Annotated in this window: 21 protein-coding genes; 10 read left to right on the top strand and 11 right to left on the bottom strand. The window is 67.8% G+C overall.

Annotated elements, in window-relative coordinates; all coding sequences use genetic code 11:
• Positions 1-50 precede the first annotated feature (50 nt).
• Positions 51-806: an SDR family NAD(P)-dependent oxidoreductase gene (locus PXD02_RS08695; RefSeq protein ID WP_275103530.1), complete on the top strand. Its 756-nt coding sequence runs from the start codon at positions 51-53 to the stop codon at positions 804-806.
• A 1-nt stretch (position 807) separates the two neighbouring features.
• Here the strand turns inward: PXD02_RS08695 and murJ are convergent, their stop codons facing one another.
• The 3 genes from murJ to PXD02_RS08680 are packed head-to-tail and all read right to left on the bottom strand — an operon-like array spanning position 808 to position 6,335.
• Positions 808-2,337, bottom strand: coding sequence for a murein biosynthesis integral membrane protein MurJ (gene murJ, locus PXD02_RS08690; RefSeq protein WP_275103529.1), 1,530 nt, complete (start codon positions 2,335-2,337; stop codon positions 808-810).
• A gap of 3 nt (positions 2,338-2,340) precedes the next feature.
• On the bottom strand, positions 2,341-5,100 hold the full coding sequence (locus tag PXD02_RS08685; RefSeq protein WP_473092078.1) for a [protein-PII] uridylyltransferase: 2,760 nt from the start codon (positions 5,098-5,100) through the stop codon (positions 2,341-2,343).
• Positions 5,101-5,126: 26 nt separating this feature from the next.
• Entirely contained in the window at positions 5,127-6,335 is a 1,209-nt protein-coding gene (locus PXD02_RS08680) for a penicillin-binding protein activator (protein ID WP_275103528.1), read from the bottom strand.
• 89 nt (positions 6,336-6,424) lie between these two features.
• Between PXD02_RS08680 and rsmI the strand changes: the two genes are divergently transcribed.
• Together rsmI and PXD02_RS08670 are read left to right on the top strand one after the other, a co-directional pair.
• A complete protein-coding gene (gene rsmI, locus PXD02_RS08675) occupies positions 6,425-7,333 on the top strand; it encodes a 16S rRNA (cytidine(1402)-2'-O)-methyltransferase (RefSeq protein ID WP_275103527.1) in 909 nt (302 codons plus the stop codon).
• Between the two features lie 2 nt (positions 7,334-7,335).
• Positions 7,336-7,776, top strand: coding sequence for a YraN family protein (locus PXD02_RS08670; protein ID WP_275103526.1), 441 nt, complete (start codon positions 7,336-7,338; stop codon positions 7,774-7,776).
• Between the two features lie 456 nt (positions 7,777-8,232).
• Here the strand turns inward: PXD02_RS08670 and PXD02_RS08660 are convergent, their stop codons facing one another.
• Together PXD02_RS08660 and PXD02_RS08655 are read right to left on the bottom strand one after the other, a co-directional pair.
• Positions 8,233-9,009 carry an alpha/beta fold hydrolase gene (locus tag PXD02_RS08660; protein WP_275103524.1) on the bottom strand — a complete coding sequence of 259 codons (777 nt, stop codon included), beginning with the start codon at positions 9,007-9,009 and terminating at the stop codon, positions 8,233-8,235.
• Positions 9,006-9,605, bottom strand: a complete 600-nt coding sequence (locus PXD02_RS08655) for a 2-hydroxychromene-2-carboxylate isomerase (RefSeq protein ID WP_275103523.1) — start codon at positions 9,603-9,605, stop codon at positions 9,006-9,008. The genes PXD02_RS08660 and PXD02_RS08655 overlap by 4 nt, the downstream gene beginning before the upstream one ends.
• Positions 9,606-9,688: 83 nt before the next feature.
• Here PXD02_RS08655 and PXD02_RS08650 point away from each other — a divergent pair, with 83 nt between their 5' ends.
• On the top strand, positions 9,689-10,708 hold the full coding sequence (locus tag PXD02_RS08650; RefSeq protein ID WP_275103522.1) for a ribose-phosphate pyrophosphokinase: 1,020 nt from the start codon (positions 9,689-9,691) through the stop codon (positions 10,706-10,708).
• 55 nt (positions 10,709-10,763) lie between these two features.
• Here PXD02_RS08650 and purD read toward each other — a convergent pair whose 3' ends face one another.
• The gene (purD, locus tag PXD02_RS08645; RefSeq protein ID WP_275103521.1) at positions 10,764-12,020 is read right to left on the bottom strand and encodes a phosphoribosylamine--glycine ligase; all 1,257 of its coding nucleotides are present in this window, start codon (positions 12,018-12,020) and stop codon (positions 10,764-10,766) included.
• A gap of 62 nt (positions 12,021-12,082) precedes the next feature.
• On the opposite strand from purD, the gene xseA reads away from it, so the two are divergent.
• On the top strand, positions 12,083-13,636 hold the full coding sequence (xseA, locus tag PXD02_RS08640) for an exodeoxyribonuclease VII large subunit (protein ID WP_275103520.1): 1,554 nt from the start codon (positions 12,083-12,085) through the stop codon (positions 13,634-13,636).
• Between the two features lie 50 nt (positions 13,637-13,686).
• Here xseA and PXD02_RS08635 read toward each other — a convergent pair whose 3' ends face one another.
• The 3 genes from PXD02_RS08635 to trhA all read right to left on the bottom strand — a co-directional run bounded on the left by PXD02_RS08635 (position 13,687) and on the right by trhA (position 16,288).
• Entirely contained in the window at positions 13,687-14,889 is a 1,203-nt protein-coding gene (locus PXD02_RS08635; protein ID WP_275103519.1) for an MFS transporter, read from the bottom strand.
• Positions 14,890-14,891: 2 nt separating this feature from the next.
• The gene (gene eda / locus PXD02_RS08630) at positions 14,892-15,536 is read right to left on the bottom strand and encodes a bifunctional 4-hydroxy-2-oxoglutarate aldolase/2-dehydro-3-deoxy-phosphogluconate aldolase (protein WP_275103518.1); all 645 of its coding nucleotides are present in this window, start codon (positions 15,534-15,536) and stop codon (positions 14,892-14,894) included.
• A gap of 101 nt (positions 15,537-15,637) precedes the next feature.
• Complete coding sequence (trhA, locus tag PXD02_RS08625; protein WP_275103517.1) at positions 15,638-16,288, bottom strand: PAQR family membrane homeostasis protein TrhA; 651 nt, start codon at positions 16,286-16,288, stop codon at positions 15,638-15,640.
• Positions 16,289-16,527: 239 nt separating this feature from the next.
• Here trhA and rpsB point away from each other — a divergent pair, with 239 nt between their 5' ends.
• From rpsB to PXD02_RS08610, 3 genes are all read left to right on the top strand, one after another.
• Positions 16,528-17,313, top strand: coding sequence for a 30S ribosomal protein S2 (rpsB, locus tag PXD02_RS08620; protein WP_275103516.1), 786 nt, complete (start codon positions 16,528-16,530; stop codon positions 17,311-17,313).
• A gap of 85 nt (positions 17,314-17,398) precedes the next feature.
• On the top strand, positions 17,399-18,316 hold the full coding sequence (gene tsf / locus PXD02_RS08615) for a translation elongation factor Ts (protein WP_275103515.1): 918 nt from the start codon (positions 17,399-17,401) through the stop codon (positions 18,314-18,316).
• A gap of 121 nt (positions 18,317-18,437) precedes the next feature.
• Positions 18,438-19,037, top strand: a complete 600-nt coding sequence (locus PXD02_RS08610; protein ID WP_275106391.1) for a (d)CMP kinase — start codon at positions 18,438-18,440, stop codon at positions 19,035-19,037.
• Here PXD02_RS08610 and PXD02_RS08605 read toward each other — a convergent pair.
• On the bottom strand, positions 19,024-19,299 hold the full coding sequence (locus tag PXD02_RS08605; RefSeq protein WP_275103514.1) for an I78 family peptidase inhibitor: 276 nt from the start codon (positions 19,297-19,299) through the stop codon (positions 19,024-19,026). The genes PXD02_RS08610 and PXD02_RS08605 overlap by 14 nt on opposite strands.
• A 73-nt stretch (positions 19,300-19,372) precedes the next feature.
• On the opposite strand from PXD02_RS08605, the gene PXD02_RS08600 reads away from it, so the two are divergent.
• The gene (locus PXD02_RS08600) at positions 19,373-19,672 is read left to right on the top strand and encodes a hypothetical protein (RefSeq protein WP_275103513.1); all 300 of its coding nucleotides are present in this window, start codon (positions 19,373-19,375) and stop codon (positions 19,670-19,672) included.
• 5 nt (positions 19,673-19,677) lie between these two features.
• On the opposite strand, the gene PXD02_RS08595 is transcribed toward PXD02_RS08600, so the two are convergent.
• Positions 19,678-20,223: a superoxide dismutase family protein gene (locus PXD02_RS08595; protein WP_275103512.1), complete on the bottom strand. Its 546-nt coding sequence runs from the start codon at positions 20,221-20,223 to the stop codon at positions 19,678-19,680.
• Between the two features lie 121 nt (positions 20,224-20,344).
• On the opposite strand from PXD02_RS08595, the gene PXD02_RS08590 reads away from it, so the two are divergent.
• Positions 20,345-20,653: an ETC complex I subunit gene (locus tag PXD02_RS08590; RefSeq protein WP_275103511.1), complete on the top strand. Its 309-nt coding sequence runs from the start codon at positions 20,345-20,347 to the stop codon at positions 20,651-20,653.
• Positions 20,654-20,775: the final 122 nt, after the last annotated feature.

Raw genomic sequence — 20,775 nt, 5'->3', positions numbered from 1 at the left:
GATTCCCGTGCGATGATCGGCACGGTTCCATATCCAGGAAAGGACAAGGCATGAAGATCGAATTCGCAGGCAGAACGGGCGTCGTGACGGGCGCGGCATCCGGCATCGGGCGCGCCATCGCCGAAGGCTATGCGGCGGCGGGCGGCACGGTCGTGGTGTCGGACCTGAACCGGGACGCCGCGCAGAAAGTCGCCAATGCCATCGTCGCAGCGGGGGGCAGGGCCCTGGCCTGCGCCGCCGATGTGGCGTCCGAAAGCGATATCCAGGCGCTTGTGCGCTTTGCCGAGGATGAGACCGGGTCGCTGTCGCACCTGGTCAACAATGCCGGGATCGGCGGCGCCCAGGCGACAACGGGCGACTATCCGGTCGAGGCCTGGAGGAAGGTCATCGACGTGAACCTGATCGGCGTCTTCCTGGGGATGCGCTTTGCGATCCCGGCGATGAAGCGCGCGGGCGGCGGGGCCGTCGTCAACATGTCCTCGATCCTGGGTTCGGTGGGATTCGCCAAATCCTCGGCCTATGTCGCGGCCAAGCACGGGGTGAACGGGCTGACCAAGGCGGCCGCGCTGGAACATGCGGCGGATGGGATCCGCGTGAACGCGGTCGGGCCGGGCTTCATCAGCACGCCGATGTTGGACGAGAATCTGGACAGCCGGACGCTGGACTATCTTGCCACGCAACATGCCTTGCAGCGGCTGGGCACCGCTGATGAGGTCGCCTCGCTGGTGCTTTACCTGCTGTCGGACCAGGCCAGCTTCATCACCGGATCCTATCACCTGGTCGATGGCGGCTATACGGCGCGCTAGTCTAGCGCCGGCGCATCGCCGCCTTCAGGTCGGACAGCCGATAGGCGCGGGTCGCGAAGCTGAGCGTGAAATAGATCGCGGCCCCGCCGAAGACGAGGATCGCCAGACCCGGCACCTTCCCGACCTGGGCGGCGTCCAGCCAGCCCATCACCAGCCACAGCGCCCCCGCCATCAACGCCGAGGACAGCACGATCAGCGGCGTCTTGCGGCACAGGCGGGCGTCGGCGCGGGCCGCGTCGCCCATGGCGCGGGTGCCCCACCACAGTTGCGCGACCATGATCCAGGCGGCGACCGTGGTGCCCAGGGCGGCGGCCAGGAAGCCCAGCCAGGGCATCAGCCCGAAGGCCACGATGGCGTTGACCAGCATCGACCACAGCGCATAGCGGAACGGGGTCTTCGTATCCTCGCGCGCGAAATACAGCGGTTGCAGGATCTTTTGCAGCACGAAGGCGGGCAGGCCGAAGGCATAGACGATCAGCGCGCGGGCGGTCTGCGTGGTGTCATATGCGGTGAACTGCCCGCGCTCGAACAGGGTGCTGACCATCGGTTCGGCGATGACCGCGATGGCGAAGCCGGCGGGCAGGGTCAGGAACAGCCCGAATTCGGTGGCGCGGGAATAGGCCGACTGGCCGCCCGCGTGATCCCCCGCCCGCAGCCGCCGCGACAGTTCGGGCAGCAGCACCACGGCCACCGCCGCGCCGACCACGCCCAGCGGCAGTTGATACAGGCGGTCGGAATAGGACAGCCAGGAAATCGCGCCCTCGAAATGGCTGGCGACCTGGCGGCCGACCAGCAGGTTGATCTGCACCACGCCGCCCGCGAAGGCGGCGGGCAGGGCCACGGCCAGCAGGCGGCGCATGTCGGGGGTCAGGCGCGGGCGGCGGGGCGTGAAGGACCAGCCGGTGCGATGCGCGTCCCACCAGACAAGCGCAAGCTGCGCGATCCCGGTCAGCGGCGTGGCCCAGGCCAGCGTCAGGCCCACGTCCCAGCCCCGCCACCAGGCCACCGCCATCGCCGCGATGAACAGCAGGTTCAGCAGCACCGGCGCGGCGGCGGCGGCGGTGAAGCGGCCGTTCGCGTTCAGCACGCCCGAGATCATCGAGGCCAGCGAGATCAGCAGGATATACGGAAACATGATCCGGCCATATTGCACCGCCAGCGGAAAACGCTCGTCTCCGGCAAAGCCGGATGCCATCAGCCAGACCAGCCCCGGCATGAACACCATCGCCACGGCCGACAGGATCAGCACGCTCATCAGCAGGCCGGAAAACGCCTCGGACGCGAAGCGTTGCGCGTCGGCGCGATCGTCCAGCTTCTTGGCGAACATCGGCACGAAGGCGGTGTTGAAGGCGCCCTCGGCGAAGAAGCGGCGGAACATGTTGGGCAGCGACAGGCCCACGAAGAAGGCGTCCGCCATCGCGCCGCTGCCCAGCCAGGCGGCCATCAGGATGTCGCGGACAAAGCCCGAGACGCGCGACACGAAGGTCCAGATCCCTACCGAGAGGAATCCGCGCACCAGTCCCGATTTCATGATTTATGCCTCTGCCCGTTTTGCCCCGTCGGCGATGGCCGCGCGCAGTTTCTTTTCCAGGGCGTCGCGTTTCGCGTCGCTGTGCAGTTTCAGGCCGAACATATCCTTGACATAGAAACTGTCCACCACCTGCGCGCCGAAGGTGGCGATCACCGCGCTGACGATCTGGATATGGTTCGCGGCCATCGTCCGGGTCAGGTCATAGAGCAGGCCGGGACGGTCGCGGGTATCCACCTCGATGATGGTATAGATGTCGCTGCCTTCGTTGTCGAAGGTGACATGGGTCGGGAACCTGAATTCCCGTGTGCGCTTCTTGGGCTTGTCGCGGGTGGCGAAGGCCTCGCGCGCGACGATCTCTCCCCTCAGGATGCTCAGGATCTTCTGGCGCAGCCTGGGCATCCGGTCTTCGTCAAAGGGGCTGCCATCGGGATCCTGCACCCAGAAGACGGCGGTCGCGAAGCCGTCCCGCGTCGTATAGGTCCGCGCATCGACCACGTTCGCGCCCATCAGCGTCAGCGCCCCGCAGAGGCGGGAAAAGATCCCTGGATGGTCGGCCAGCACGAAGGCCGCGCGCGTGGCGTCGCGGTCGGGGTCGGCGCGCAGGTCGATGCGGATCTCATCCGGTTCGATGCCGTTCAGCATTTCGGCAAAGCTGGCCTGCGTTTCGGTGGGCAGCCCCGACCAATAGCTGTCGTAATGGCGCCCAAGCTCGGCCCGGATGGCCTTGGCCTCCCATCCCTTGGCGATCAGCAGGTGGCGCAGGCTGCGCTTGGATTCGGTCTGGCGGCGGTCGCGGTTCAGCTCCTCCATCCCGTTTTCCAGGACCAGGGCGGTTTCCTCGTGCAGCTTGCGCAGCAGCGCGGCCTTCCAGTTGTTCCAGGTGCCGGGGCCGACGCCGCGAATGTCGCAGACCGTCAGCACCAGCAGCATGTCCAGCCGCCTGCGGGTCTTCACCGCCTTGGCGAAATCGCGCAGCGTGCGCGGGTCGGCGATGTCGCGCTTCTGCGCCACGTCCGACATCAGCAGGTGGTTGCGCACCAGCCATTCCACGGTGTCGATCTCGTCCTGCGGAAAGCCGAAGCGGGTCGCGATCCGCCGCGCCAGCCGCGCCCCCAGGATCGAATGATCCTCTCGCCGCCCCTTGCCGATGTCGTGCAGCAGCACCGCGAGATAAAGGACGCGGCGGTTGATGCCGGTCTCCATGATCTCGCTGGACAGGGGCAGGTCTTCGGGATGCTCGCCCCGCTCGATCTCGGCCAGGGCGGCGACGCATTGGATGGAATGTTCGTCCACCGTATAGTGGTGATACATGTTGAACTGCATCATCGCCACGACCGGTTCGAATTCCGGGATGAAGGCCGCCAGCACGCCCAGTTCGTTCATGCGGCGCAAGCCACGTTCGGGGTTGCCGTGCTTCAGCAGCAGATCCAGGAAGATCCGCGTCGCCTCGGGGTCGCTGCGGACCTTGTCGTCGATCAGATCCAGATTGGCCGCGACCAGCCGCATGGCGTCGGGATGGATCAGGATGCCGGTGCGCAGCGCCTCCTCGAACAGGCGCAGGATGTTCAGCGGGTCTTGAAGAAAGGCCGCGTCGTCGGCGATGGCCAGACGGCCCAGGTTGTCGACGAAACCGTGCCGCAGCTTGCGGCGGCGGCGGAACAGGCGGCCCAGGAAGGGCGCGCTGCGGACATGGCGGGCCTCAAGCTCGGTCAGGAAGACGCGGGTCAGCTCGCCCACATGGGTGGCGTGGCGGAAATAGTCCTGCATGAAATATTCCACGCCGCGCCGGGCGGTCGTGTCCTTGTAGCCCATGCGCCGCGCGACCTCGACCTGCATGTCGAAGGACAGCACGTCGGCCGGCCGCCCCGCGATCAGGTGCAGGTGGCAGCGCACGGCCCAGAGGAAATCCTCGGCCTGCCAGAAGGCCAGGTGTTCTTCGCGCGTGAAGACCCCCAGATCGACCAGTTCGACGGCGCGGTCGACGCGGTGGATGTATTTCGCGATCCAGTACAGCGTTTGCAGGTCGCGCAGCCCGCCCTTGCCCTCCTTGACGTTGGGTTCCAGGACATATCGCTGGCCGCCCTGCCGCTGGTGGCGGGCCGAGCGTTCTTCCAGCTTGGCCTCGATGAATTCGGGGATGGTGCGGGAAAACAGCTCGACCCACAGGCGTTCGCGCAATTCCTCGGCCAGGGGGGCGTGGCCCGCGACCAGCCGGTGTTCGACCAGCGAGGTGCGGATGGTCATGTCGCCCGCGCCCAGGCGGATGCAGTCGTCCACGCTGCGGATGGAATGGCCGATCTTCAGCTTCAGATCCCACAGGATATACAGCATCGATTCGACCACGCTTTCCGCCCAGGCGGTGATCTTCCACGGCGTCAGGAACAGCAGGTCCACGTCGGATTCGGGCGCCATTTCCGCCCGGCCATAGCCGCCTACGGCCAGCACCGCCAGCCGTTCGGCCTCGGATGGGGATTGCTGGGGATGCAGCCGGGTCGTGGCGACGTGATGGGTGGCGATGACGATGCCGTCGGTCAGGCTGGCGATGGCGCGCACGGTTTCGCGCGCGGCGCGGGGGTGGCTGGCAAGGCCCGCCTCGATGGCGCGCATGGCCTCGGACCGGGCGTCCGACAGCAGGGCCACGGTGCGCGCCCGGATCGCCCGGCCTTCGGACAGGCCCGACAGCGCCCCGTCCAGGATCGGCAGGAAAGAGGCGGGGTCGAAGATGGGATGCGCCCCGGACAGGGCCGGGGCGCTTTGCAGAATCGTCGTCTCGGGCAGGTCGGACAAGATCAGAACCCGGCGCCGCCAAAGCCGCGCTGCGCCGGATCCAGGATCACCAGCCGGTTGCCGCGCAGGGTGGCGACCGCCAGGGCTCGTTCCGAGGTGCCGTCGGGCCGCAGCCGGAAGACGCCGCCGACGCCCGCGAATCCCGCGCGCTGCGTCAGCCCGGTGGTCGTCAGGGCATTGCGCTGTCCGCTGCGGACCAGCGACGCGATCGCCGCCACCCCGTCATAGGCTAGGCTGGCCAGGTCGTGCGGCTGTTCGCCGTGAGCGCCGCGATAGCGGGCGTCGAACTGCGCGCGCAGGCCCTGGTCCGGGATCGCGAACCAGCCTTCCTGCAACTGCGGCAGGGAGATGCGGGCGGGGGGCTGGTCCCAGCGGGTCAGGCCCATCATCTGCGTGACGGGCGACCGGACCCCGGCGGCGGCCAGCTTTTCCGTCAGATAGGGCAGGACGGCCTGGTTGTTGGCCGTCATGAACACCGCGTCCACCTGGCCGGACCGGGCCGCTGCGGCGATCTGCGGGGCCACGGTGTCGATGCCGGTCACCGAGACCGGGTGGTTGATGCGCCCGGCCAGCCGCGCGCGGTTGCGGGCGATGGCGGTCTCGATGGCGCGCCCGCCAAGCTGGCCGGCGATGTCGTCCTCGGCCACGACATAGATGTTGCGCTTGCCCTGGCGGACGCCATAGCCGACCAGCCGGTCGGCGATATTGGCGAAGCTGTTGCCCAGGATGAAGACGTTGCCGCCCGCGATCTCGGCGTTGTTGGAAAAGGACAGGACGTTGATGTTGCGCGGCCGCATGGCATTGCCCACGGCATTGGCGCCTTCGGCGAACAGCGGGCCGACGATGATCTGCGCGCCCGCATCGGCGGCGGCATTGGCCTGGGCCACGGCCTGTTCCGTGCTGGTCCCGGTGTCATAGACGCGCAGGTCGATCGTCGCGCCCTGCGCATCGGCGGCGGCCATGCGCGCGGCGTTCTTGAGGCTGCGCGACAGCCATTCCAGATCGGCCGATCCGCTGCCGCCCGGCGCCAGCAGGGCAACCCGCACCGGTTCGCCGGGGTTGATCAGCGGGCCGATGGCGGGACCGCTGGCCTGCTGCGATCCTCCGACGGGGTCGCAGGCGGCCAGGACGAAGGCGGACAGGATGGCTGCGGCACGGGTAAAGGCGCGGCGCAATCCGGCGGCGGGCCGGGTTGTGGCGGAAACGACCATATGAAACTTCCCTGCTGTAAGGTATCGGCGAGGTGCGGCCAGCCTAGGACCAACAGGCTTGCTTGGCAATCAGTCGGAAGGAGAAGGCGATGACCGGAGCACGCGACGAACCCCAATCCGCCCATCGCCTGTCGGCCCATGTCGAGGCGCCGCGGCTGGACTCCGGCCTCTATCTGGTGGCGACGCCCATCGGCACCGCGCGCGACATCACGCTGCGGGCGCTTGACGTGCTGAATGCCGCCGATGTGCTGGCGGCAGAGGATACGCGCGTGCTGCGTCACCTGCTGGACATCCACGGCATTCCGCTGCGGGGCAGGCGGATCGTGCCCTATCACGACCATAACGGCGAACGCGCCCGGCCCGGATTGATGGCGGCCCTGGCGGGCGGGGCCAGCGTCGCCTATGCCTCGGACGCGGGCACGCCCCTGGTGGCCGATCCGGGCTACCGCCTCGCCCGAGAGGCCGCGTCCCTGGGCCACCGGGTCCAGGCGATTCCCGGCCCCTCGGCCCCACTGGTGGCGCTGAGCCTGTCGGGCCTGCCCAGCGACCGTTTCCTGTTCCTGGGCTTTCCGCCATCCACCAAGGGCGCGCGGCTGACCTGGCTGCGCGACTGGATGGCGGTCGATGCCACGCTGATCCTGTTCGAAAGCCCGAGGCGCGTTAATCAAACATTGAAAGAGATGTGCGAGGTTGATGCGAATCGACTTACAGTGGTGGCGCGGGAACTGACCAAACGGTTCGAGGAAGTGATCCGGGGCACCGCCGCCGAACTGGCGCAGGATCCGCGCATGGCCACCCTGAAGGGAGAGGTCGTGATGCTGGTCGACCGGCCCCAGCCGGTGCAGGCGGACGGCCAGACGGTGCGCGCCGCGCTGCAAGCACGGCTGGCGTCGATGACGGTGAAGGATGCCGCCCGCGAAGTGGCGGCGGAACTGGGAATGGCGCGGCGCGATGTCTATCAGATCGCGCTCGGGCTGTCGGATGAAGGGAAGGATTGAAGATGGGCCATGCCGTCAGATCGCTGGACCTGCCATGGGCGGTGCCCTTGCAGCCCCGGCAGGTGTCGTCGGTCCGCAGGACGCGGGGACGCCTGGCGCATTTGTCCGGCGCGATGGCCGAGGACAGCGTGGCCCGCCTGCTGGAACGCAAGGGCATGACGATCCTGGCGCGACGCTGGCGTGGCAAGGCCGGAGAGGTCGACCTGATTGCGAGGGACGGGAAATGCCTGGTCTTTGTCGAGGTCAAGCAGTCCTCGACCCATCAAGAGGCTGCCTGCCGGTTGGGCGCCGCGCAACAAGGCCGCATCATGCGCGCGGCATTGGAATATTGCGAGGCGGCCGGGCAGACGCCTTTGCCGGAATTGCGCTTTGACGCCGCCTTGGTGGACGGTCGGGGACAGGTGGAAATCCTGGAACGCGCCTTCGAGGAAGCCTTCGCCTGAGAGGCGAAAGTCAGGCCGTTCAGAAGGTTGTCGAAATTTGTAGCCACCGGCCGTACTGGACCGGCGACGGGATACCCTTCGGTCGAAGGAAGGGTGGGGGATGAAGCCTTTCAACCATCACGCGATCGGCCTCTGCCAGGGAGCCTCCCTGCTGTTCTCCGCATTCGAAAATCACGATCCCATGTGGTCGGGCGAAGGCCCGCGCGCGATCCGCCAGACGGGGTTCTTCGACGAAGCCTTCGCGGCACCGCCCGCCGTTCACGCCCGCCGTTCACCTCGCCGTCGCCATGTGGGACATCGACCGCAGCGCCAACCAAAGGGCCGATATCCGGGCGGACAGGATCACCCGGTCAGGCTTCGACATCGTTTTCCAGACCTGGGCGATACGCGGGTTGCGCGGATCCGGGCCGAGTGGCTGGCTCTGGGCGCGCTCCCGCACAAGGACCGACTTCGCGGTTAGGCCCTGTCCAGGTTCAGGGCGATCAGTCCTGCGGTCTGGTCGGGATGGGTCAGGGGCAGCATGTGGCCCGCATCCGGCACCGCCGCCCGCCCGACATCCGCAAGACGGGCGGCCAGAGCATCGGCAATGCGGTGGATCACGGCGGGAGAGCGTTCGCCCGCGATGATCATGACCGGCGCCTCGATGGATTCCAGCCCTCCGTCCCGCAAGATGCCGGCCCGGTCCCGCGTCAGAGTGTCGTCCGTCTGGGCGGCGAGGCCGATCTGGCCGGTCATGGTCTGCTGCGCGGGGCGGGGGAGCGTATCGAAGGGCTGTGCCCCCCAGATGTCGATGAAGCCGCGCGCGGCGTCCTCGGCCTGTCCCTGGGCCAGAAGATCCGTCATGGTCCTGTCGCGCGCGGCCTGTTCCGGGTCCGGCGCGGCGGCGAACAGCACGGGTTCGATCAGCGTCAGGCTGCGCACGGCATCGGGCGCGGCCACGGCGATGCGCAAAGCGACGGTTGCGCCCAGGCTGTGACCGATCAGATCCAGCGGCCGGTCGATGAAGCTGGCGGCGATCCGGGTCACGGCGGTGTGGAAATCCGGGCCGCCGGGCTGGGCCGTCCAGGGCCCGCTGCGGCCGTGGCCCGGCATGTCGAAGGCCGACAGATCGACCCGTCCGTCAAGCCGCGCGGCGATCGGCCCCCAATAGGCGGCGTTGCCCATCATGCAATGCAGCGCAAGGGCCGGGCGATCCCTGTCGCCGGGCCAGTGCCGCTTGTGGATGCCGGTCATGCCGCGGACAGGTGCCAGTCCAGGAAATCCAGCCGGTCCTGGCCCCAGAACCGCTGGCCCGTTTCGCGGACGATATAGAAGGGGGATCCGAAGGCCCCGGCCTCGACCGCCTGTTCCAGATTGCGGCCATAGGTTTCGGCGCCGATGAACAGCCCCTTGTCCGCCAAGGCAGGATCGAAGCCATGCGCCCCCAGCACATCGCGGATCACGGCATCGTCGCTGATGTCACGATCCTCGGCCCAGACGGCGCGCAGGAAGCCCCGCACCAGTCCGCCCGGATCGCCGCCGCCCGCCTGCTGCGCGGCGATGATCGCATAGGAGGACGGCGCCATGTTCACCGGCCAGAACGCAGGCCTCTGGTTCAGCGCCATGCCCAGGTATTCGGCCCAGCGGAGCAGTTCCTGGGCGCGATACTCCATCCGGCTGGGATGGCGGTCGGCCGGGCGGACGCCTCCGGTGCGGTCGAAAAGCTGAAGGATGTCCAGCGGCTTGTAGGCGATCGTCGCGCCGTGGCGGTCGGCGATCCGTTCCAGCCGGTCGCCGGCCAGATAGGCCCAGGGGCTGATCGTTCCGAAATAATAGTCGATGGTGGCCATGACGATCCTTCGCGGTTTGCCCGCAGGCTAGCCCGGTGATAAGGCGGGCGCAATCTGGCGAATCCACGCGAAAGGCCCCCTTTATGCCCGTCATGACCGAACCCAAGCTGATTTCCGGCAATGCCAACCGCACCCTTGCGGCGGCCATCGCCCGGCGCATGTCGATGCACCGGGGCATGAATGTCAGCCTGTGCGAGGCGCGGGTGGAGCGCTTCAACGACCAGGAGATCTTCGTCGAGGTGTTCGAGAACGTGCGCGGCGAGGATATGTACATCATCCAGCCGACCTCGAACCCGGCGAACGACAACCTGATGGAACTGCTGATCATGTCGGACGCGCTGAAGCGGTCCTCGGCGGCGCGGATCACGGCGGTCATCCCCTATTTCGGCTATGCCCGGCAGGACCGCCGGGCCAAGGCCCGCACCCCGATCAGCGCCAAGCTTGTGGCGAACCTGCTGACCGAGGCGGGGATCCACCGGGTTCTGACGCTGGATCTGCACGCGGCCCAGATCCAGGGGTTCTTCGACATTCCGGTGGACAACCTTTATGCCGCGCCGGTCTTTGCCCTGGACGTGCAGCATCATTTCCGGGGCCGGATGCAGGATCTGATGGTGGTGTCGCCCGACGTGGGCGGCGTGGCCCGCGCGCGGGAACTGGCGACGCGGATCGGCGCGCCCCTGTCCATCGTTGACAAGCGCCGCGAGAAGGCGGGCGAGATCGCCGAGATGACCGTGATCGGAGACGTGGCGGGCAAGGTCTGCATCATCGTCGACGACATCTGCGACACCGCCGGGACGCTGGTGAAGGCCGCGCAGGTGCTGACCGACAGCGGCGCGACCGAGGTCCATGCCTATATCACCCATGGCGTGCTGTCCGGGCCGGCGGTGGAGCGGGTCACCAAGTCGGTGATGAAGTCGCTGGTCATCACCGATTCGATCCAGCCGACCGAGGCCGTGAAGGCCGCGCCGAACATCCGCATCGTGCCGACCGCGCCGATGTTCGCGCAGGCGATCCTGAACATCTGGAACGGCACCTCGGTCAGCAGCCTGTTCGAGACGGATACGCTGCTGCCGATCTATGAAGGGCTGTATTCCAGCCTGTAGGTGCCGGTTGCCTCGTCGGATGCCTCCGGCGGGGATATTTGAGTGAAGAAGAAGCCTAGAGCGCGCGCCAGCCGATGTCGCGGCGGCAGAAGCCGCCGGGCCAGTCGATCGCGTCGACCTGCGCATAGGCGCGCCGATGCGCCTGGGCCAGGGTCGCGCCGCGACCGGTGCAGGCGAGGACGCGGCCGCCGCTGGCGATGACCGCGCCGTCCCTGCTGGCGGTGCCCGCGTGGAAGGTCATCTGGAAACTGCTTTCGGACAGGCTGTCCAGCCCCTTGATGACGCTGCCTTTTTCATAGTGGCCGGGATAGCCGTTCGCGGCCATCACCACCGTCAGCGCGTGATCGTCGGCCCAGTTGACGGCCGTTCCGGCCAGTCGCCCCTCGGCGCAGGCCAGCAGCAGGTCCAGCACCTGTGCGCCAAGGCGCATCATCAGCACCTGGCATTCCGGGTCGCCGAAACGGACATTGTATTCGACAAGGCGCGCGCCTCGGTCCCGGATCATCAGCCCGGCGTAAAGCACGCCCTGGAAAGGGGTTCCGCGCGCGGCCATTTCCGCCACCGTGGGGCGCACGATCCGCGCCATCACCTGCGCCTGCAAGGCATCGGTCAGGATCGGGGCGGGGCTGTAGGCGCCCATCCCGCCGGTATTGGGGCCGGTATCGCCGTCGCCCACGCGCTTGTGGTCCTGGGCGGTGCCGATGGGAAGGCAGTCGGTGCCGTCGCAGAGGATGAAGAAGCTGGCCTCCTCGCCCGCCATGAATTCCTCGATCACGACCGACATTTCGCCGAATTCGCCGTCGAAGATGGCGTCGATGGCCTGATGGGCCTGATCCAGGGTTTCGGCCACGGTGACGCCCTTGCCCGCCGCCAGGCCGTCGGCCTTGACCACGATGGGGGCGCCCTGTGCGGTGACGTAATCGCGGGCGCTTGCGGCATCGGTGAAGCGCGCCCAGGCGGCGGTGGGCGCCCCGCAGGCATCGCAGATCTCCTTGGTGAAGGCCTTCGATGCCTCAAGCTGCGCGGCGGCCTGGGACGGGCCGAAGACCAGGAAACCGGCATCGCGCAGGGCGTCGGACACGCCCGCGGCCAGGGGCGCCTCGGGGCCGATCACCACGAAGTCGATGGCGTTTTCCTGTGAAAATTCCAGCACTTCGGCGCGGGACAGGATGTTCAGGTCGGCGCATTCGGCGACATTGGCGATGCCCGCATTGCCCGGCGCGACGATCAGGCGGTCGCATTTCGGGTTCTGCCGGATCGCCCAGGCCAGCGCATGTTCGCGCCCGCCGCCGCCGAGGATCAGGATGTTCATGGGCCGCCCTTTCGCTTCTGGTCGCGGCGTTCTAGTCTGGGCCGCGAAAGGGAACAAGACGCATGGATTTGCTGGAAGACGCGCCGGGCAGCAACGCGCATGAATTCACGGTTTCCGAACTGTCGGGGGCAGTGAAACGCAGTCTGGAGGATCAGTTCGGCCGCGTCCGCGTGCGCGGAGAGATCGGGCGCGTGTCGCGGCCATCCTCGGGGCATGTCTATTTCGATCTGAAGGACGACCGCTCCGTCCTGGCCGCCGTGACCTGGAAAGGGCAGGCCGCCAGGCTGGCGCAGCGCCCCGAGGAGGGGATGGAGGTTATCGCGACGGGCCGCCTGACGACCTTTCCCGGCCAGTCGAAATATCAGCTGATCGTCGACCAGATCGAACCGGCGGGCCTGGGCGCGCTGATGGCGATGCTGGAAAAGCGCCGCCAGGCCCTGGCCGCCGAAGGGCTGTTCGACGAGGCGCGCAAGCGGCCGCTGCCATCGCTGCCGCGCGTGATCGGGGTCGTGACCTCGCCATCCGGGGCGGTGATCCGCGACATCCTGCACCGGCTGCGCGACCGCTTTCCGACGCGCGTGCTGATCTGGCCGGTTGCCGTGCAGGGCGAGGGTTGCGCGCCGCAGGTCGCCGCCGCGATCCGGGGGTTCAACGCCTTGCCTCAGGGCGGCCCGATCCCGCGCCCGGATCTGCTGATCGTCGCGCGGGGCGGCGGCAGCCTGGAGGATCTGTGGGGCTTCAACGAGGAAGCGGTGGTCCGCGCCGCCGCCGAAAGCCGCATTCCGCTGATCTCGGCCGTGGGGCACGAGACGGACACGACGCTGATCGACTTCGCCTCGGACCGCCGGGCGCCGACGCCGAGCGCCGCGGCGGAAATGGCGGTGCCGGTGCTGGCGGAACTGGCGGCGCGGCTGGCGGAATCGCAGGCCCGGCTGACGCGGTGCAGCCAGCATCACATCGACCGCCCCCGGCAGCGGCTGCGCGACCTGTCGCGCGCGCTTGGCCGTCCGGCCGCGCTGACCGAAAGCGCCCGGCAGCGGCTGGATCTGTGGGCGGGGCGGCTGGATCCGGCGCTGCACGGGTTGGTCCGCGCCCGCAGGCACCAGCTTGCGGTGCGGGCGATGCCGGTGGCCCTGCTGCGCCGGTTCACGGATCGCAAGGCCCATGCGCTTCACGGGATGGAACATCGGCTGGACGCTGCGGCGACGCGCAGGCTGGAACGGCGGCGCGATCGGATGACGGCCATGGCGGAACGGCTGGATGCCTCGCTGGCGCGGATGGTGGCCACGACGCGGCGGGCGATTACGGTGCAGGACGAAAAGCTGTCCGACCTGTCCCGCAGGCTGGGCCTGGCGGCGCAGCGGGCGATCCGCACCCGCAGCGATGCACTGCAACGGGCGGACCGGATGCGGCAGTCGCTGGGCTATACCGAAACGCTGAAGCGGGGCTTTGTCGTCGTGCATGGGCCGGATGGCGTGATCACGACCGCAAACGCGGCGCGCAGGACCGCGCAGGTGGAACTGGAATTCGCCGATGGCCGGGTGACGGCCCGCCCGGAAGGCGCACCGAAAACTCCGCGCAAACCAAGCCCGCCGGATCAGAAATCCCTGTTCTGATCTTCATCTTGGCCGAAATATCCCGGGGGCGCGGGGGCCGGCCCCCGCTGCTACGCCTCTGTCGGGCGCAACATCAGCCAGATCAGCGCGCCGCCCGCCAGCACCAGAAAGGGCAGCATCGCCAGGTTGACCGCGTTCCAGCCCGCCACGACCGATCCGCCGCTGCAATTCATCAGCCCGCCCGAGGACAGCGAGGCGAGGAACACGCCCCCGAACACCACCGCGTCGTTCAGGCCCTGCACCCGGCCCCGTTCCTCGGGCCGGTGGGCGCGGTTCAGCATGGCGGTCGCGCCGATATAGCCGAAGTTCCAGCCCATCCCCAGCAGGATCAGGGCGGCATAGAAATGCGACAACTGAACCCCCGACAGCGCGGCGGCCCCGGCCAGCGCCAGAAGGAACAGGCCGATGGCGACGATCCGTTCGGGCCCGAAGCGGGCGACCAGGTGGCCGGTGAAGAAGCTGGGGCCGAACATCGCCAGCACATGCCAGCTGATGATCGAGGCGACATCCGTGGGCGCGAAACCGCAGCCCACCACCGCCAGCGGGGTCGAGGTCATCACCAGGTTCATCAGCGCATAGGCGACCATGCCGCAGATCATCGCCACGGCGATCTGCGGCTGGCGCAGCAATTCGCCCGCGCTGCGGCCCGCGGGTTGCTGGCTGACCGCCGCCTGGGGCCGGGGGCTGTCCAGGAAGGCGAACAGGAACGGGCCCAGGGCATTCAGGCCGATCACCGCGAGATAGGTGGCCAGGAACGGCTCGGCCGTCAGGCCATCGGTCGCGCGCACCACCGCCGGACCGATGATCGCCGCCGCCAGCCCGCCGGCCATCACCCAGCTGATCGCGCGGGGGGCATAATCCTCGGATGCGAGGTCGGTCGCGGCAAAGCGATAGAATCCTTGTGCCGCCATATAGATGCCGGTCAGCAGCGACCCGGCCATGAACAGCCAGAAGGATCCGGCGGACAGGCCCCAGGCGGCCAGCGCCGCGCCCGCTCCGCCCGCCAGCACCGCCAGCAGGAACCCCGCCTGCCTGCCGCGCGCCTGCATGAAGCGCGCCAGAGGCCGCGCGGTCAGCGCCGATCCCAGAACGATCATCGACAGGGGCAGGGTGGCGATGCAGGGATTGGGGGCCAGGATCTGCCCGGCCAGGCCGCCGACGATGAAGATCACCGACATCTGCGCGCCCAGGGTCGCCTGGGCCGCCACCAGCACGATCACGTTGCGGCGGGCGCGCCGGTCGTCGGGGACCAAGATCAGCCCCGGCTCAGCCGGGATGCGGCATGGGCGCGTTCCTGGATCGCGCCCCAGTTCTCGGCGCTGACATCGGCGTCGGCGGCGATCCAGCTTCCGCCGACGCAGACCACGTTCGGCAGCGACAGATAGCTGGCGGCATTGGCCGTGGTGATGCCGCCGGTCGGGCAGAAGCTGATCCGGGGCAGGGGTCCGGCCAGCGATTTCAGCGCGGGCGCGCCGCCGATCGCCTCGGCCGGGAAGAATTTCAGCATGTCATAGCCCGCATCGGCCGCGCGCATCACCTCGGACGCGGTGGCGGCGCCGGGCAGCAGCGGCAGTTCCAGATCCTCGCAGGCCGCGATCAGCCGGTCGGTCAGGCCGGGCGAGACCGCGAAACTCGCCCCCGCGTCCTTGGCGCGCTTCGCATCGTCCGGGGTCAGCACCGTGCCCGCGCCGACATGGCCGCCCGACACGGCGGACATCGCCCGGAGGGCGTCAAGCGCCGCGTCCGACCGCAACGTGATCTCCAGCACCGGCAGGCCGCCCGAGACAAGCGCCTGCGCCAGCCCTTCCGCGCGTTCCGCATTGCTGATCACGATCACCGGAATGACCGGGGCCAGGCCGCACAAGGCGCGCGTCTTTTGCGATTGGATTTCAGGGTTCATGGCGCCGCCTTCCGTTCCGCGATCTGCGGGCAAACTGCCCGCTGGCGGACCCCGATGCAAGCGGTTTGCCGCCCCGCCGCGCAAATCCTGGTATCGCTAACCTAGATCGCCGACAGCACCGCTAGGTAATGCAGGGCTGCCGCCGTCACCACGAAACCGTGCCAGATGGCGTTCTGGAACCGCAGCCTTTCCCAGACGTGGAAGATCACGCCCACGGTATAGACGATGCCCCCGATCACGATCAGCAGCATCGACAGGGGCGGCAGGTTGTCGGCGATGGGGCGGATGGCGACAAGCCCGCTCCACCCCATCAGGATATACAGCAGGATCGCCAGCCGGTCATAGCGCCCCGGTAGCAGGCATTTGAGCGCAACGCCGAGCGCGGCCATCGTCCAGACGCAGACCAGCAGCGCGAAGACCACCGGGTCGCCCGATGCCTTGTGCAGGAACGGCGTGTAAGTCGCTGCGATCAGGATGAAAATCGCCGAATGGTCGGCCCGCCGCAGATGCCACTTCAATGTCGAATGCGGCAGCATGTTATAGATGAACGACACCGCAAGCGCCAGGATCAGCCCGCCGCCATAGACCGTGACGGCCAGAAGCTCGGCCCGGCTGGCCGATTCCGCGGCCTGGAGGACCAGCACGGCGACCCCGACCACCGCCAGCACCACGCCGATGGCGTGGACGATGCCATCGGCCAGCAACTCGTGAAAATCGTATGGCCGCCCAAAGCGGACCCGGCTGTTGATCATCGCAAACCTCCTGATGGGCCGATCTTGCCCGACTCGGGCCGGGCGGGCAATTGACAGGTTGTTCAGGTTTTACGTGATCGGCCTGGGAAAAGCCCTTGCAAATCCGGGGCGCAGCGTCTATTTGCCCCACACTTCACAGGCAGGGGCGGGCCCTCGCGGGAGACACCCGCGAATGGTCCACCGGTTGGGGCATCCGCCCTGAATACCCTGCCCCAGGCGCAAACCGGAAAGGACATGGAATGGCGCTTCCCGAATTCAATCTGCGTCAGCTTTTGGAAGCTGGCGTCCACTATGGCCACCAGACGCAGCGCTGGAATCCGCGCATGGCGGAATTCATCTATGGCGACCGCAACGGCATCCACATCCTGGATCTGACCCAGACGCTGCCGATGCTGGACGCGGCGCTGCAAGTCGTGCGCGACACCGTCGCCAAGGGCGGCCGGGTGCTGTTCGTGGGCACCAAGCGTCAGGCGCAAAAGCCCATCGCGGATGCGGCCGAACGCTCGGCCCAGTTCTACATGAACCACCGCTGGCTGGGCGGCACGCTGACCAACTGGAAGACCGTGTCCCAGTCGATCAACCGCCTGAAAGCCATCGACGAGACGATGGCGGGCGGCGCCGAAGGACTCACCAAGAAGGAGCGTCTGCAACTGGAGCGCGAGCAAGCCAAGCTGCAAGCCTCGCTGGGCGGCATCCGCCACATGGGCGGCCTGCCGGATCTGCTGTTCGTCATCGACGTGAACAAGGAAGACCTGGCGATCCTGGAAGCCAAGAAGCTGGGCATTCCGGTCGTGGCCGTGGTCGACACCAACTGCTCGCCCGAAGGCGTGGACTATATCATCCCCGGCAACGACGACGCCGCCCGCGCCATCGCGCTGTATTGCGACTTGGCCAGCCGCGCCGCGCTTGACGGCATGTCGGCCCAGATGGGCGCCGCTGGCGTCGATGTGGGCGCGCTGTCGGATGCCCCCGACGAGCTGCTGGACGAGCCCGCGGCCGAGGAACAGGCGACCGCCGACGCCTGACCGGCGCCCGCGTCCCCGATATTTACGGAATTGTCGTCAGGCGGGGATATTTCCCGCCTGACGCGTTGATCAAAGGAGACGGATCATGGCTATCACCGCCGCGATGGTGAAAGAGCTGCGCGAAACGACCGGCGCAGGGATGATGGACGCCAAGAAGGCGCTGACGGAAACGAACGGCGACATGGAAGCCGCCGTCGACTGGCTGCGCACCAAGGGTCTGGCCAAGGCCGCCAAGAAGGCCGACCGCGTCGCCGCCGAAGGTCTGGTCGGCGTGCAGGTCACCGATGGCCGGGGCGTCGCCGTCGAACTGAACTCGGAAACCGATTTCGTCGCCAAGAACGCCGATTTCCAGCAGCTCGTCCGCGAGATCACCAATGTCGCGCTGACCACCGCCGATGATGTCGAGGTGCTGCGCGCCACGCATCTGAACGGCAAGCCGGTGTCCGAGGTCGTGACCGACGCCATAGCGCGCATCGGCGAAAACCTGACGCTGCGCCGGATGCATGTCCTGGAAGGCGATACGGTGGTGTCCTATGTCCACAACGCCGCGACCGAAGGCATGGGCAAGATCGGCGTGCTGGTCGCGCTGAAAGGCCCGGCGGACAAGGCGCAGGCCATCGGCAAGCAGTTCGCGATGCACATCGCCGCCACCAACCCGGTGTCGCTGTCCGAGGCCACGCTGGATCCGGCGCTGCTGGCGCGCGAGCTGGAAGTGCAGACCGCCAAGGCCCTGGACGAAAACGCCTCTGCCGCCAAGCCGAAGCCCGAGGCCGTGATCCAGAACAACATCATCCCCGGCCGGATGAAGCGGTTCGTGGGTGAAAACACCCTGCTGGGCCAGCCCTTCGTCATCAACCCCGATCTGACGGTCGAACAGGCCGCGAAGGAAGCCGGGGTCGAGATCACCGGCTTTGCCCGCGTCGCCGTGGGCGAAGGGATCGAGAAGAAGGAAGAGGATTTCGCCGCCGAGGTCTCCAAGACCCTCAGCAGCGCATCGTCCTGATCCTGTTCCCGTGACTGCCGAACGCCGGTCCCCCTGGGCCGGCGTTTTGCGTCTCGGAGGTCGGGTGGACCTTGGCCCCCCGTCATGCGATGGGTGGGGGCGAAGAACATCTTGCGTGACCATGCCATTCATCATCGCCATCGACGGACCCGCCGCATCCGGCAAGGGCACCATCGCCCGCGCCCTGGCTGCCCATTTCGGATTTCACCACCTGGATACTGGGCTGCTGTATCGCGCGACCGGCGCCAAGGGCGGCGATCCCGTCGCGGCGGCGCGATCCTTGCAGCCGGGCGACCTGGACCGCCCCGACCTGCGCAGCGCGGAAGCCGGGCAAGCCGCCAGCCGCGTCGCCGCCATCCCCGAGGTGCGCGCGGCCCTGGTCGAGTTCCAGCATCGCTTTGCCGCGCAGGAACCCGGCGCGGTGCTGGACGGGCGCGACATCGGCACGGTGATCTGCCCCGATGCGGCGGTCAAGCTGTATGTCACCGCCTCGGATCAGGTCCGCGCGCAGCGCCGGGCCGCCGAACTGGGCGCCGATGCCGACGAGATGCTGGCCCAGTTGCAGGAACGCGACCGCCGCGACCGGGAACGGGCGGCGGCGCCGCTGAAGCCCGCTGCGGATGCGGTGCTTCTGGACACCAGCCACCTGACCATCGGCGAGGCCATCGCCCGCGCCATCGCCCAGGTCGAAAAGACGCGAACGGGGTTCAGCCGCAGCTGATCCGGGCGATCCAGCCCTTGGCGTCCAGATACATGTTCAGGCGGCCGGGCTGATAGTCCTGCGTCACGATCTGGCCCGGACCGATTTCCCGATAACGCAGGTGGGGCGGCAGGATAACCTCTCCGATATTCATGCCGACAAGCGCCTGGTGCCGTCCCGGATCGCAGCGCGTGCCGGATACCGTGGGCGCATAGGCGGTGTTGCAGGCCGACAGGACGGCGAGGGTCAGGGCGGGCAGGGTCATGCGCGGGAACAGGGTCATCCGATCACCTTTGTGTTTGGACCAGAACGGCCCGCAAGGCCCCGGCGTTCCGTCCTCTGTCTGGAGAACACCAATGAAACAGCCCCTTATGGTCCTTATGACCCTGCTGCCCGGCATGGCATCGGCCTCCAGCGAGGATGCGTGGCGGGATTTCCGCGCCGATGTCGAAACGGCCTGCCTGGCCCTGACGGATGCACCGGATACCCCGTCCGTGACGGTCGAGGTGAACCCCTTTGGATCGGAAAGCTATGGCGCGGCTGTCTTAACGGTGACCCAGGACACCGGCACCGACCGGATGATCTGCATCTTCAACAAGCAGACAAGGGCCACAGAGATCACGGCGCCCTTCGCGGACGCCGCGCCTGCGGAATAGGGGCCTCAATTCGCCTGCGCGAATGTGCCGCAGCCGATGCGGCCGCCTGCATTGCCCGTGGGCTGGCTGACATAATCGTCGGGATGTTCGTGGATGATGATGGCGGACCCGTCCTCGTCGGCCATCAGGTCGGTCGTCAGCCCCGCCACGAAATACTCGACCGTCAGCGCGCCGCTCTCGGGGATGTGGATGTTCGGCAGATCGCCCGGATGGGGACCATTGGCGGCCATCACCCCATGTTCCTTGTTCCCGGCGATATGACCGCCGGCCGATTCGAAATCAGGGGGCGAACATTTGCCCGTTTCATGGACATGCACGGCACGGATGCCCGCAGGCACGCCTTGCAGTTCCAGCGTGACAAGCATCAGGCCCGATGGGGTGGCGACGGCGGTCGCGGTGCCCAGGCTTTGCCCTTCGGCGGTCTTGATCTCGGCGATCATCGGCGCCTCGCCTTCGGTGGGGGCCGGGGTGGGGGCGGGGGCCGGGGCGTCCTGGGCGGCGGCGGGCAGGGCCAGCAACAGGCCCAGGGCGGCGGCGGTTCGAAACGGCATCGGATCCTCCTGTGAGATGCGGTCGCGGGTCAACGCAGGGGGAACGAAGCCGTTCCGGGACTTGATCACTGCGCCGCGATTGGCGATAACTCGCGCGAGATCCGACCGAAAGGCAGCCAGAATGCGCGTCCGCATCTATCGACCCGCCCGCAATGCCATGCAGTCCGGCAATGCGCGGACGAAGAAATGGGTGATGGAATTTCCGCCCCAGGGCCGCGACATCGACCCGCTGATGGGCTGGGTCAGCGCCGACGACACGCAAAGCCAGGTGCGCCTGCGCTTCGATACGCTGAAACAGGCCGAGAATTACGCCCGCGAACACGGCCTGGACTATGTCGTCCAGCCTCCGCACAGCCGCGCCGCCAACATCCGCCCCCGCGGCTATGGCGAGAATTTCGCCACCGACCGGCGCGCGCCCTGGACGCATTGACGGCGGCCGCTTGGCCGAAATCGTGAAAGATGATCCGCGCGCCCCGGCAGATCAGCGAAAAGCCGACGCCGTGCTGCCAGCCGATCTTCTCGCCCGGATAGATCCCGGAAAACAGCGCGAGA

Origin of the sequence: Paracoccus sp. S3-43, assembly GCF_029027965.1 — a bacterium.
GTDB lineage: Bacteria > Pseudomonadota > Alphaproteobacteria > Rhodobacterales > Rhodobacteraceae > Paracoccus.
Note: the sequence above shows the minus strand (reverse complement) of the source record. Positions and strands in the feature narration are given on the sequence as shown.

Coding starts and splice junctions, on each gene's coding strand:
- PXD02_RS08650 (WP_275103522.1), top strand. CDS start 9,689: ATGCCCGTCATGACCGAACCCAAGCTGATTTCCGGCAATGCCAACCGC.
- PXD02_RS08695 (WP_275103530.1), top strand. CDS start 51: ATGAAGATCGAATTCGCAGGCAGAACGGGCGTCGTGACGGGCGCGGCA.
- PXD02_RS08655 (WP_275103523.1), bottom strand. CDS start 9,605: ATGGCCACCATCGACTATTATTTCGGAACGATCAGCCCCTGGGCCTAT.
- PXD02_RS08595 (WP_275103512.1), bottom strand. CDS start 20,223: ATGCCGTTTCGAACCGCCGCCGCCCTGGGCCTGTTGCTGGCCCTGCCC.
- eda (WP_275103518.1), bottom strand. CDS start 15,536: ATGAACCCTGAAATCCAATCGCAAAAGACGCGCGCCTTGTGCGGCCTG.
- PXD02_RS08605 (WP_275103514.1), bottom strand. CDS start 19,299: ATGACCCTGTTCCCGCGCATGACCCTGCCCGCCCTGACCCTCGCCGTC.
- murJ (WP_275103529.1), bottom strand. CDS start 2,337: ATGAAATCGGGACTGGTGCGCGGATTCCTCTCGGTAGGGATCTGGACC.
- PXD02_RS08660 (WP_275103524.1), bottom strand. CDS start 9,009: ATGACCGGCATCCACAAGCGGCACTGGCCCGGCGACAGGGATCGCCCG.
- rsmI (WP_275103527.1), top strand. CDS start 6,425: ATGACCGGAGCACGCGACGAACCCCAATCCGCCCATCGCCTGTCGGCC.
- purD (WP_275103521.1), bottom strand. CDS start 12,020: ATGAACATCCTGATCCTCGGCGGCGGCGGGCGCGAACATGCGCTGGCC.
- rpsB (WP_275103516.1), top strand. CDS start 16,528: ATGGCGCTTCCCGAATTCAATCTGCGTCAGCTTTTGGAAGCTGGCGTC.
- trhA (WP_275103517.1), bottom strand. CDS start 16,288: ATGATCAACAGCCGGGTCCGCTTTGGGCGGCCATACGATTTTCACGAG.
- tsf (WP_275103515.1), top strand. CDS start 17,399: ATGGCTATCACCGCCGCGATGGTGAAAGAGCTGCGCGAAACGACCGGC.
- PXD02_RS08680 (WP_275103528.1), bottom strand. CDS start 6,335: ATGGTCGTTTCCGCCACAACCCGGCCCGCCGCCGGATTGCGCCGCGCC.
- PXD02_RS08600 (WP_275103513.1), top strand. CDS start 19,373: ATGAAACAGCCCCTTATGGTCCTTATGACCCTGCTGCCCGGCATGGCA.
- xseA (WP_275103520.1), top strand. CDS start 12,083: ATGGATTTGCTGGAAGACGCGCCGGGCAGCAACGCGCATGAATTCACG.
- PXD02_RS08670 (WP_275103526.1), top strand. CDS start 7,336: ATGGGCCATGCCGTCAGATCGCTGGACCTGCCATGGGCGGTGCCCTTG.
- PXD02_RS08610 (WP_275106391.1), top strand. CDS start 18,438: ATGCCATTCATCATCGCCATCGACGGACCCGCCGCATCCGGCAAGGGC.
- PXD02_RS08590 (WP_275103511.1), top strand. CDS start 20,345: ATGCGCGTCCGCATCTATCGACCCGCCCGCAATGCCATGCAGTCCGGC.